The 11,910-nt window shown below is 71.4% G+C and carries 9 protein-coding genes; 5 read left to right on the forward strand and 4 right to left on the reverse strand.

Annotation, left to right across the window (positions count from 1 at the left end; all coding sequences use genetic code 11):
* The first annotated feature begins 163 nt into the window (after positions 1 to 163).
* Positions 164 to 409 carry a DUF397 domain-containing protein gene (locus tag ACF06X_RS19130; RefSeq protein ID WP_392288458.1) on the forward strand — a complete coding sequence of 82 codons (246 nt, stop codon included), beginning with the start codon at positions 164 to 166 and terminating at the stop codon, positions 407 to 409.
* A 74-nt stretch (positions 410 to 483) separates the two neighbouring features.
* On the opposite strand, the gene ACF06X_RS19135 is transcribed toward ACF06X_RS19130, so the two are convergent.
* From ACF06X_RS19135 to eccB, 4 genes are all read right to left on the reverse strand, one after another.
* On the reverse strand, positions 484 to 777 hold the full coding sequence (locus tag ACF06X_RS19135; protein WP_392288459.1) for a WXG100 family type VII secretion target: 294 nt from the start codon (positions 775 to 777) through the stop codon (positions 484 to 486).
* A gap of 53 nt (positions 778 to 830) precedes the next feature.
* Positions 831 to 1,169, reverse strand: a complete 339-nt coding sequence (locus tag ACF06X_RS19140) for a WXG100 family type VII secretion target (RefSeq protein ID WP_392288460.1) — start codon at positions 1,167 to 1,169, stop codon at positions 831 to 833.
* Positions 1,170 to 1,361: 192 nt separating this feature from the next.
* Positions 1,362 to 2,636, reverse strand: coding sequence for a type VII secretion-associated serine protease mycosin (mycP, locus tag ACF06X_RS19145; RefSeq protein ID WP_392289013.1), 1,275 nt, complete (start codon positions 2,634 to 2,636; stop codon positions 1,362 to 1,364).
* Positions 2,637 to 2,649: 13 nt separating this feature from the next.
* The gene (eccB, locus tag ACF06X_RS19150; protein WP_392288461.1) at positions 2,650 to 4,194 is read right to left on the reverse strand and encodes a type VII secretion protein EccB; all 1,545 of its coding nucleotides are present in this window, start codon (positions 4,192 to 4,194) and stop codon (positions 2,650 to 2,652) included.
* A gap of 190 nt (positions 4,195 to 4,384) precedes the next feature.
* Here eccB and eccE point away from each other — a divergent pair, with 190 nt between their 5' ends.
* From eccE to ACF06X_RS19170, 4 genes are all read left to right on the forward strand, one after another.
* On the forward strand, positions 4,385 to 5,698 hold the full coding sequence (gene eccE, locus ACF06X_RS19155; RefSeq protein ID WP_392289014.1) for a type VII secretion protein EccE: 1,314 nt from the start codon (positions 4,385 to 4,387) through the stop codon (positions 5,696 to 5,698).
* The gene (locus ACF06X_RS19160; RefSeq protein ID WP_392288462.1) at positions 5,698 to 6,576 is read left to right on the forward strand and encodes a hypothetical protein; all 879 of its coding nucleotides are present in this window, start codon (positions 5,698 to 5,700) and stop codon (positions 6,574 to 6,576) included. Before eccE ends, ACF06X_RS19160 begins: the two co-directional genes overlap by 1 nt.
* 238 nt (positions 6,577 to 6,814) lie before the next feature.
* A complete protein-coding gene (locus ACF06X_RS19165) occupies positions 6,815 to 9,877 on the forward strand; it encodes an SCO5717 family growth-regulating ATPase (RefSeq protein ID WP_392288463.1) in 3,063 nt (1,020 codons plus the stop codon).
* Positions 9,878 to 10,056: 179 nt separating this feature from the next.
* The gene (locus ACF06X_RS19170; protein ID WP_392289015.1) at positions 10,057 to 11,910 is read left to right on the forward strand and encodes an ABC transporter substrate-binding protein; all 1,854 of its coding nucleotides are present in this window, start codon (positions 10,057 to 10,059) and stop codon (positions 11,908 to 11,910) included.

Genomic DNA, 11,910 nt, shown 5'->3' on the forward strand with positions numbered 1-11,910 from the left:
GGCTGTGGCCGGTCGGCCTTCAACGGGGCCCGGGCGGTCGGGTCTCCGTGCGGGTTTCCGTATCCGACGTACGGGCCGCGGCGGAGCGGCTCGGCCACTAGGCTGATCCACAGGCTTGTTCACCGCACCGGGCTCGTGCACAGCACAGATAAGGATCGCGCCGATGGCCGACGCCAGCGAGAAGGAACGTCAGAAGGAAGAGCTCTACGCGCTCGACATCTCGGGGGTCGAGTGGCACGGCGCGCCCGGGACGTCGCCGGACGAGGAGCGGGTGGAGATCGCGTATCTGCCCGACGGGGCGGTGGCGATGCGGTCGTCGCTCGACAAGGAGACCGTGCTGCGGTACACGAAGGCCGAGTGGGACGCGTTTGTACTCGGCGCGCGTGACGGGGAGTTCGATCTGCGCTAGGCGCGCCGCCGGACGTGCGTGAGGGGGTGGCCCGCCGGTCGGCGGGCCACCCCCTCACGTGGTCACGCGTGGTCTCACATCATCATGCGGAACCGGGCCGCGTTGCCCTTGTCGGTGTCCTGGTAGCCGATGACCGACTCGTCGAGCAGCTGCGCGATGCGCATCAGGTCCTGGTTCATGCCCGCCATGTCGCGGGTGAGGCGGTCCTGGGTCTCGCGGTACGCGACCTTCGCCTCACCTTCCCAGTTGGAGGCGACGCGGTTGACCTCGGACATGAGGTCCTCCAGCTTCTGGGTGAGCTGGGTGGAGGTGAGACGGACGTCGCCGGCCGCCTGAGTCACGGTGTCGTAATTGACGGCAGTGGTCATGTTCTTGACTCCTGGAGTGGGAGGGACGTGGAGGAGTTGCCGAGCCCTCGGGCTCAGGCCATGCCGAGGATGGCGCTCTGGCCGGACGAGGTGTCGTCCATCTTCCGGAAGCCGCGGATGCGGTCCTCCTCCTCGCGCGTGAAGCCGTCGGCGCTCATCCGCATCATCTCCTCGAGCTTGATCAGCTCGACGCGCATGTTCTTCAGACGCAGGTTCAGGTCGTTCTGGACCCGGTCGTACTCCTTGCTCGCCGCGCCCTGCCAGCCGGCCTGGATGCGGTCCACGACGCCGTTCAGCGACGTGACGCGGGCCTGCAGCTCGTCGTGGAAGTCCTGGATCCGGCCGGCGAGCTTGGTCTGTTCGGCACTGGTTACGTTCAGGTCTTTCGACATCTTGCCCCTTCTTCCTTCGGTGGCGTTCCGACGGTCCTGCTGTCGGGCCCTCCGGTCGTGATTCGGACGGGAATCTTCTGATGCCGCCCCCGTGCTGGGTCACTGCACTGCCGTGCCCCCGACCGTCACTCTAGCCATTTGGTACGACAGTTCCAACTGCAAAGGACTGAACTAGTACTTGACGGGACCGGCTCATCCGGCGGCGGCTCCGTGGCGGCGTCGGCTGTCACGGATCACGATGGCCGTACCGGCCACCACGGCGACCAGGACGCCACCGATGCCCAGCGCGTAGGTGGCGAGTCGTTCGGTGCGTTCCTGCGGTGTCTCGGCCACCGCCAGGTGGGCCGGTTCGGGTGCGGGCGGCTTGGGCGGACCGGGGTCCGCCGTGGGCGCGTCCTGCGGTACGGCTCCGTCGGCGAGGGCCCGTACCGGGTCGACTACGCCCCAACCGACGTGATTGTCACGGCCGTTGATGGAGCGTACGGCGGTCTGCTCGATCCGGGCCACGATCTGGGGTGCGGTCCACGCCGGGTACTTGGCGCGCAGCAGGGCGGCGACACCGGCGACGTACGGGGCCGAGAAGCTGGTGCCGTTGTCGACGCACTGCCCCCCGCCGGGAACGGTGGAGACCATGTCGACGCCGGGGGCCGCGACGCCCACGAACGTGCCGGACTGGGAGAACACGGCCCGCTCGTTGTTGCGGTCGGAGGAGGCGACGGCGAGCACCCCGGGGAAGGCGGCGGGGTAGGTGTTCTTGAGTTTGCCGTCCATGCCGTCGTTGCCGGCGGAGGCGACGACCACGATGTTCTTCCGCAGGGCGCGGGCCACCGCCTTGCCCATGGCGGACTCGGTGCTGAGCGGCTGGGTGGTGTCCTGCGAGATGTTGATGACGTGGGCGCCCTTGGCGATGGCGTGGTCGATCGCCTGCGCCATCGTGTCGGACTTGCCGCTGTTCTTCTCGTCGTTCTGCCGGATCGGGATGATCGTCGCCTCGGGGGCGAGGCCGACGAAGCCGGTGCCGGCGCGGGGGCGCGCGGCGATGATGCCGGCGACCTTGGTGCCGTGGCCCACCTCGTCGACCGTGCCGTCCGTCTTGCCGCGCATCTCGTCGCCGGGGCCCGGGTTCTCCTTGTCGGGCTTCAGGTAGTCCTTGCCGGCCTTGGCGTCGACCGCCGGTTTCAGCTGCGGGTTGACGTCGTCGACGCCGGTGTCGATGACCGCGACCCGGACGCCCTTCCCCTTGGTGTCCTGCCAGAGTTCGTCGAGGAGCACCCGCTGGAGCGACCAGGGGATGCCCTCGATCTGCTTCTTCATGGGGAAGGTGCACTCGCCGCTGCCGTCGAGGGAGAGGCTGCTGCCCGGCGTCGGCCGTTCGGCCCCGGAGTCCGCGTGCGCGGCGGGGAGGGGCGCGACGAGCAGCCCTGTGAGGGCCGTGGCGGTGAGCAGGGCCGCCTTCCGGTACGTCACCACTGCCACCTCCTCAGGAACCCTGCGGCTGGCGCGCGCTGTTGGTGTCGAGCCTCGGCCCCTTGGACAGGAACTCCGACCACGTGATCGGGACGAGGACCGGTGTGACCTTCTCGTAGCCGAGACGGGTCTGGGCCTCGCTCGGTTCCGGGCGGCCGTCGGTCTGCTTGTCCTGGTCTCCGGTGCCGATCTCGGAACGGGCCGCGTCGCTGTCCCCGTTGGCCTGCACCGCGTACCGCAGGCCGGTGTCGGTGACCAGGAAGAGCGAGCCGTCGGGCTTGGTCTGGTTGCCCTGGATCTGGGTGTAGAGCAGGCCGCTGCCGGGGGTGACGTACGTGCTGGTGCCGCCGGCGGTGATGTCGGCCGGGTACTTGGGTCCGGCCCAGGTGGTCAGCGTGGTGCGGCCCTTGTCGTCGACCTTGTTGAGGACGCTGCACACCGTGTCCCGGGCGCCCGCGCCGCTGACGGCGTTGACCTGGGAGGACTTACGGGAGGGCCAGCGGTACTCGGCGCCGAAGGTGGCCGCGTCCGGGGAGAGCGACTGCTGGTCGACGGCGGTCGCCCTGCCGTCCATGTCGAGGGAGTCGGTCTGCTTGGAGTTGATGAGCAGCCAGGCCGTGAAGTCGGAGACCGGCTGCACCTTGCCGGGCAGCACGACGTAGTGCTGCGGTCCGGCGCCGGTCTGGGCGAGCAGGACCATGCCGACGCGGTCCTCGGTCGGGCTGAGACCGCCGCCGACGCCGGCGGGGGTGCCGACCTGGCCGGGGATCCGCGGGAAGTCGACGGGGCTGCCGGTGTGCATCGTGGCGAGCCAGTCGTCCGTGACGGGCTGCGGCTGCGCGTGGAGGCCGAAGAGCGCCGTGGTGAGCCCCGGCACCTTGTCGTGCACCAGGTACTTCGTACCGGTGTGGTCGACGACGTACTGGGCGCTGTCCTTCTGCCCCTTGACGTAGAGGACCTGGCCGGGCTTCAGCTGTCCGGCGCCCTCGGTGCGGTGGAAGTCCCGTTCGGCGAAGACGAAGGTGGCCTTCTGGACGCTCGATCCCTTTCCGCCGCCGGGCTGTTCGCACACGGCCCAGCGCTTGGCCTTGCCGGCCTCGCCCTCGTTCGGGAGGCGGTCGGGGGCGTAGGGGATGCCGAGGATGGGTCCGCGGGGCGGTTTGCCCGCGTCGAGCATCTTGTCGTCGACCTGGATGACCGAGAACTCCTGGGGCGTGAGCAGGAGCCGGGCCGAGGCGAGGTTGAGGACGGGGTGGAGCAGCGTCTTCTTGTCCTTGCCCTTGCCGGTGGTGAGCACCACGTAGCGGGTGGTCGACTGCTTGCCGACGATCACCTTGGTGCCCGGCTTGTCCCAGCCCTTGGGGGCCTTGGGGCTGAACATGCCCCAGGCGCCGAAGCCGGCGAGCACCAGCGCGCCGACGATGAGGCCGGGGATGACCGCGCGCAGCGGCCTCGGCGCTCCCTCCTCCGTACCCGAGGGTGAAGGTTGGAGGAATGCGGCCACCGTGCGCTTCTTCGCAAAGGTGTACGCGTTGAGCTCATCCCGCCGTGATGCCATGAGTCCCCATTTTCGTCAGGCGCAGTCTTCACCGATGAGCCCGGGGAGCATGGCACCCGGGCTCCGGCTGTCGGACCGGCCCCCTACTATGCCTGCTGTCCGGTGGTGTGTGTGGGGCGGGTAGGGTGAACCAGCCGCCAAAGCCCTGGCGGGCCAGGGTGATCGGGACGAATTGGGGGGATTCTCCATGATGGCATCCGCGACGCGGACGCGGCCCGCGGCGGCCGCACCCTCCTCCGCGCCCTCGGCGCACTCCGCGACGGCCGTTCCGTCCGCCGTCTCACCGCGCCTGCAGGCGCGTCCGGGGCACTTCGGATCGTTCCGATTGCAACAGCTCGTACTGATCGAGGTCGCGGCCGCGCTGCTGCTCGTGGCGTGGGTCATCGAGCCGTTGCTGCTGGTTCCGGCCGGTGTGGTCGCGGCCCTGCTCGTCCTGCTCGCGCTGGTGCGCCGCCACCGTCGTTCGATGCCCGAGTGGCTCACGACGTTCTTCGCGCTGCGCGCCCGGACGCGGCGGGCCGCCTCGCTCGTCCTGCCGGAAGGCACGGAGCCGGGACTCGCGCCGGTCGTGGAGTGCGACCCGGCGCTGCGGACCTACGCGTACAGCGACCGCGACCGCCGCCCGGTCGGGATGATCGGCGACGGCACCTTCCTGACGGCGGTGGTGCGGGTCGAGTCGGAGAGCACCGCGCTGCGGCCGGACCGCTCGGCGCGGCCGCTGCCCGTGGCGCTGGTGCGGGACGTGCTCGAAGTCGACGGGATCCGCCTGGAGTCCGCGCAGATCGTGCAGCACACGCAGCCCGCGCCCGCCCCGCATCTGCCGGAGCAGTCGATGGCCGCGCGCAACTACGCGCCGCTGCAGGCGCAGACGGGTTCGCCGGCGCTGCGGATCACCTGGGTGGCGCTGAAGCTGGACCCGGAGCTGTGCCCGGAGGCGGTCGCCGCACGCGGCGGAGGCCTTGAGGGCGCGCAGAAGTGTGTGGTGCGGGCGGCGGACCAGTTGGCGAGCCGGCTGGCCGGTGCCGGGTTCAAGGCGACCGTCCTCACGGAGCAGGAGCTGACGGCGGCGCTCGCCACCTCGACCTGCGCCAGCCCGATGGCGATCGCGCAGGCGGGCCGCGGCCAGGCGCAGGCCCGGCGGACGCAGGAGACCGCGCGGACCTGGCGGGTCGACGACCGGCGGCACACGACGTACTGGGTGGGGCGCTGGCCGCAGCTGGGCGGCGCGGGCGGGGCCGGGGCGTCGATGCCGCAGCTGATCGCGCTGCTCACCTCGCTCCCGGCGCTCGCGACGACCTTCAGTCTCACGCTGAGCGGCGGTGACCGTCAGGAGGTGACCGTGGCCGGGCATGTGCGCATCACCGGACGCAGCGACGAGGAGCTGGTCGCGGCGCGGCACGAACTGGAGCGCGCGGCACGCGGGGTGAAGACGGGTCTGGTGCGGCTGGACCGCGAACAGGTGCCGGGAATGCTGGCTTCGCTGCCGCTGGGAGGCGCGCGCTGATGTCCTTCTCTTCTACGGGTCCGGGCGCGGGTACGGGTATGGGGCCCGGGACTGGTGTGGGGCCTGGGACGAATACGGCCCCTGGTGCGGGTGCGCCCGGTGCCGGGTCCGGCGCGGGCGGCGGGCGACACGGCGGCTCCGGCCGGGGTACGGGACGGGGTGCGGGGCGGGGCGTACGGCCCCGGTTCGGCTTCGGGCTCATCGGTCCGCGCCGCGACCGCCACTCCGTACCGCTGGAGCAACTGGGCGCCCTCAGCCTGCCGGTGGGCGACGACGGCATGGTCATCGGCGTGGACGCCGAGGGCCGGCCGGCGGTCCTCGGCATCAACCGCCCGACGCCGTACGACGTCACGCTGATCGGCGGGTTGTGGACGGCCCAGATCATGGCGCTGCGCGCGGCCGCGACCGGAGCACGGGTGGCCGTCGAGACCGGCCGGGCGCAGGCCTGGACTGCGCTCGCGCAGGCCGCGGGCGGCGGGCAGCCGTGCATCACGCTGCACGACGTCGGCCGGGTCCCGCCCCAGGGAGCGTCGGCGGGCAGCCCGGTGGTCGTGGTGCGGGACTGCGGCATGCGTCCCCCGCGCGGCCGGGTCGTGTCGGGCCCCTGGCAGTCGGTGGTGACCCTGCTGCCGTATCTGAGCCCGGTGGCGCCGCGGCTCCTGGAGAAGTCCTCCCTCGTCGGTGTGCAGCGGGTGTCCCCGGACGAGGCGGCGCAGATCGGCCGCATCATGGGGATTCCGCGCGCGGAGTCGGAGGCGTTGTCGACGCTGGCCGACGGGGTGACCCTGTGGTGCACGCCGGGTGACCGGCAGTTCGTGATGACACAGGCGACGGACGCCGAGACCGGATTGTTGGGCAGCGCGCGCCGGATGGACTGAGCGGCGCGGAGATTTTCAAGTCCGTCCATTTATGTACGGATTTGAACGCGGGGGAATCGTCACCGTATGGCCAGGGGGATCACTCTGTGGTGCGGGTAGGTCACTTGGGGGCGGGACGTGACCGGGCAGACAGGCGCGGGCGGACCCTCGGGCCTGCCCCACCGACACCGTTGGCGTTTAGGGTGGGAAGGGCCCGCCCACGACAGCACAAGGGTGCGCGACCACACCAGGAGGCAAAGTGAACGGCGATCGGGACGAGATCCGCGGGGGTTGGAATCCACCCGTCGATGATCAGTCCGACGCGGATCCCGCCGAGATGACGGGTGAGTTCACCATCGACTACACCCCTCCGGCCTGGTACACGCAGAACGCGTCCGGCTCGGGGAGCGCCGGGGGTGCCACCCCGCCGCCGCCGAGCGGCGCGCCGGTCGCCGTTCCGGGGCTTCCGGCCGGCAGCGGCTACGAACCCGAGTGGGCTCCGGCTCCGGCCGTGCCGTCGGCTCCGGCCCCGGCCCCGGCCGTACCGACCGCGCCGGCTCCCATGTCGGCTGCCGCCGCCGCGCCCGCTGACGGTGGGTCGCTCGGGGGCGGCGACCTGGAGAGCGGCGCGACCATGCGCTTCTCCCCGGCCACGCTGAAGCGCGAGATGGCGGAGGTCTCGGAGCGGGCGGCGGAGAACGCCGGTCAGGAAGCGGGCACGTTCACGGCGACCGGTGCCGGACACGCGCCGGAACTGCCTCCGGTGGCGGACGCCTCCGGCGCGGCTCCCGAGGCTCCGGCCGACGGGTCCCTCCCCTCGGCGTCGTCCTCGACGGACGTGGACTCCGGCACCGACGGCGCGCCCGCGGCGGCCGGGGAGGCTCCGGTGGGCGACGGGGTCACGACCTCGACGGACTCCGGCGACGACAGCGCGACGCCCGCCGTGGCCGAGCAGGACCCGCATGACGCGGCCGCTTCGGACGACGGCTCGCCCGAGCAGTCCACGGTGGCGGACACCTCCGCCACGGATCCCTCGGATGAGCCTTCGGCGACCGACAGCGAGGACGACGGCGAGGACGACGGCTCGGCCCAGGCCGAGACCGAGGCAGACTCGGGCGACGCGCCCGAGGACGCCGTCCCCACCCCCGCGCCCGAGGACACTCCGCCGGCCGCACCGGCGCAGGCCCAGCCCTCCTCCCCCGCGTCCCAGGACACTCCGCCGACCTCACCGGCGCAGGCCCTGCCTCCCGCCTCCGCGCCATGGGCCCCCGCCGCGCCGCAGGCCGGCGCCGGGCTTCCCCCGCTACCGCCGTCCTTCCAGCCGGCGGCGCCCGCCGCCGCGCCGCAGTGGCCCGCCCCTGCGCCGACGGGGGGCCAGCCGCTCCCCGCCGCCGCCTCGTGGCCGGCCCAGGCGACACCGGACGCCCAGGCGCCCGTGCCGCCGCAGCCCGCTCCCGGCGGTTACGGCTTCCCCCAGCCGGGGCAGCCGGGACAGCCGATGCCCGCACCCCTGCCCCCGCAGGCGCAGGCCCAGGCGCAGGGCTACGGATTCCCGCACCCCGGGGCGCCCCAGGCCCCGGCGCCCGCTCCTCAGGCTCCTCAGGCGCCCGACGCCAACTCCCCCGCCGCCCATGGCGGGTACGGCTTCCCGCACCCGGGCACGCCGCAGGCGCCCCAGGCGCCCGCCCCCCAGGGTGGCTACGGCTTCCCGCAGCCTCCGGCGCAGAGTTCGCCCCAGGGCGGGTACGGCTTCCCGCACCCCGGGACGCCGCAGGCTCAGGTGCCGGGGCAGGCGTCGCACCCCGGTCACCAGGCGCAGCCCCCTCAGGCGCCGCTGCCGCCGCAGGGCGGGCAGCCTCAGCATCCGGTCGATCCGCGCACCGGGGCCGCCTGGCCCACGGCGGTCACGCACGACCAGCGTGAGCGTTCCGTGCCGGGCGCCCCGCTCGGTTACACCGCGGCCGTGGAGCTCTCCTCCGACCGGCTGCTGCGCAACAACAAGCAGAAGGCCAAGTCCAGCCGGAACCCGGGCGCCTCCGCCCGCTTCAAGCTCGGCGGCAAGAAGGAGGAGGCCGAGCGGCAGCGCAAGCTCGAGCTCATCCGTACGCCGGTCCTGTCCTGCTACCGGATCGCGGTCATCTCCCTCAAGGGCGGTGTCGGCAAGACCACGACCACCACCGCGCTGGGCTCGACGCTGGCCACCGAGCGTCAGGACAAGATCCTCGCGATCGACGCCAACCCGGACGCCGGCACCCTCGGCCGCCGGGTGCGGCGCGAGACCGGGGCCACCATCCGTGACCTCGTCCAGGCGATCCCGTACCTCAACTCGTACATGGACATCCGCCGCTTCACCTCGCAGGCGCCCTCCGGTCTGGAGATCATCGCCAACGACGTGGACCCGGCCGTCTCGACGACGTTCAACGACGAGGACTACCGCCGGGCGATCGACGTCCTGGGCAAGCAGTACCCGATCATCCTCACCGACTCCGGCACCGGTCTGCTCTACAGCGCGATGCGTGGAGTGCTCGATCTCGCCGATCAACTGATCATCATCTCCACCCCGTCGGTGGACGGCGCCTCCAGCGCTTCGACGACGCTCGACTGGCTCTCCGCCCACGGGTACGCCGAGTTGGTGCAGCGTTCGATCACCGTCATCTCCGGCGTCCGCGAGACCGGAAAGATGATCAAGGTCGACGACATCGTGCAGCACTTCCAGACCCGCTGCCGCGGTGTCGTGGTGGTGCCGTTCGACGAGCACCTGTCGGCGGGCGCCGAGGTCGACCTCGACATGATGCGGCCGAAGACGCGCGAGGCGTACTTCAACCTGTCGGCGATGGTCGCCGAGGACTTCGTCCGGGCCCAGCAGGCGCAGGGCCTGTGGACGGGTGATGGCCAGGGCGGCCTCCCGCCGCACATGGCCCCGCCGATGCCCGGCCAGGCGACCCCCGGACAGCCCATGCCGGGACAGCCGTACGCACCGCAGCCCGGACAGCCGTACGCGCCACAGCAGGGTCAGCCCTACGCGCCCCAGGCCCCGCAGCCCGGTCAGCCGTACGGCACCCAGCCCGGACAGCCCGGGCAGCCCGGACAGCAGCCGTATCCGCAGGCGCAGCCGTATCCCCCGCAGCAGGGGTACGCGCAGCAGGCGGGACAGCCCGGCATGCCGCAGGGCTGGCAGCAGCAGCCGGCCGCCCAGCAGCCGCATCAGCAGGGACAGCCAGTTCCGCCGCAAGCGGATCCGCAGGCTCCCGCTCCTCAGGCCGGATGGCCCCAGCAGCCTCCGCAGGCGCCCCCGCAGCCTCCGCCAGCCCCTCAGCAGTAAGGCGTCAGAGGAATAGACCAATGAGGCTCCGTATCGGCTCTCCGATGCGGAGCCTCATCGCATTCCCGCAGCCCACAAGGGGTTTGTGACATCGTTGACGCGCTCGGCCACCGCTGATAAACCTTCGCTTCACCAGTTGGCGCCCCAAGATCCACGACGCGAGGTCACGTCCCATGGTCATGGTCACGAAGGTTCCACCCCGCCCGGTCGCCCCCCGCGGACTCCTCCGACTCCTCCTCGCCGCCGGCGTCACCGCCACCACCATGGTGGCCGTCCCGCAGGCCGCCCAGGCGGCCCCGCCCGCCGAGGGCGACGCCAAGTCCGGCGGCGGCACCACCCTCACCGTCGCCGTCTCGCAGAGCGTCGACTCGCTGAGCCCCTTCCTCGCCCAGAAGCTCGTCTCCACCAGCATCCACCGGTTGGCCTACGAGTACCTCACGAACTACGACGCGAGGGACGCCAGGCCCATCCCGGGCTTCGCGACCGAGTGGAAGTCCTCGGCCGACAAGCTGACCTGGACGTACACCATCCGTACGGACTCGAAGTGGTCCGACGGGAAGCAGGCGACCGCCGAGGACGCCGCCTGGACCTTCAACAAGATGATGACGGACGAGAACGCCGCCACCGCCAACGGCAGCTTCACCTCCAATTTCAAGAAGGTCACCGCGCCCGACCCGCGGACCCTGGTCATCGAGCTGAAGAAGCCTCAGGCGACGATGACGGCGCTCGACGTGCCGATCGTGCCCAAGCACGTCTGGGAGAAGGTCGGCGACTTCTCGAAGTTCAACAACGACAAGCAGTTCCCGATCGTCGGGAACGGCCCGTTCATCGTCACGGACTTCAAGGTCGACCAGTACATCAAGCTGAAGCCGAACAAGAACTTCTGGCGCGGCGCGCCCAAGTTCGACGAGCTGGTCTTCAAGTACTACAAGGACGGTGACGCCGCCGTCGCCGCGCTACGGAAGGGTGAGGTCTCCTTCGTACCGAACCTGACGCCCGCTCAGGCGGCGTCCCTGAAGACGGCGAAGAACATCAAGGTCAACGACGCTCCCGGCCGCCGCTTCTTCGCCCTCGCCACCAACCCGGGCGCCCGCGCCAAGGACGGCAAGGCCTTCGGCAACGGCCACAAGGCGCTGCTCGACCCGGCCGTCCGCAAGGCGCTCTTCCTGGCCGTGGACCGTACGACGATCGTGGAGAAGGTCTTCCAGGGCCACGCCGTCGAGGGCGAGGGGTACATCCCGCCGCGCTTCGGCGCGTACTTCTGGAAGCCGGGCGCCGGGCAGAAGCTCGGCTACGACCCGGCGAAGGCCGCGCAGCTCCTGGACCAGGCCGGATACAAGAAGAACGGCGACGGCAAGCGGGTCGGCAAGGACGGCAGGCCGCTCGACTTCCGGATCCTGTGCCACGCCACCGACCCGAACGACAAGGCCGTCGGCAAGTACCTCCAGGAGTGGTGGGGCAAGCTCGGCATCGGGCTGAAGGTCGAGTGCCTCGACAACGTCGGCGACCCGTGGACGAAGGGCGACTACGACCTCGCCTTCGACGGCTGGTCGGTCAACCCCGACCCCGACTACGTCCTGTCGATCCACACCTGCGGCACCCTGCCGGCCACCCCGAAGGACACCGGGGCCACCGACAACTTCATCTGCGACCGGCAGTTCGACGCGCTCTACGCGCGGCAGTCGGTGGAGTACGACGCCGCCAAGCGGGCGGATCTGGTCAAGCAGATGCAGTCCAGGCTGTACGACACCGGGTACATGAACATCATGGCCTACCCGAACGCCCTGGAGGCGTACCGCACGGACCAGATCAAGTCCATCACCACGATGCCGGCCGCGGCCGGCAATCTCTACGGCCAGGACGGCTACTGGAGCTGGTGGTCGGCCGTGCCCGCCGCGTCCGCGTCCGACGACTCGGACGGCGGATCGTCCACCGGGGTGATCGTGGGCATCGGAGCGGCCGTGGTGGTCGTGGTCGGGCTCGGGATCTTCCTCGGCATGCGCCGCCGTTCCACCGCCGACGACCGCGAGTAG

The sequence above is a fragment of the Streptomyces sp. NPDC015346 genome, from assembly GCF_043078785.1.
Classification (GTDB): Bacteria; Actinomycetota; Actinomycetes; order Streptomycetales; family Streptomycetaceae; genus Streptomyces.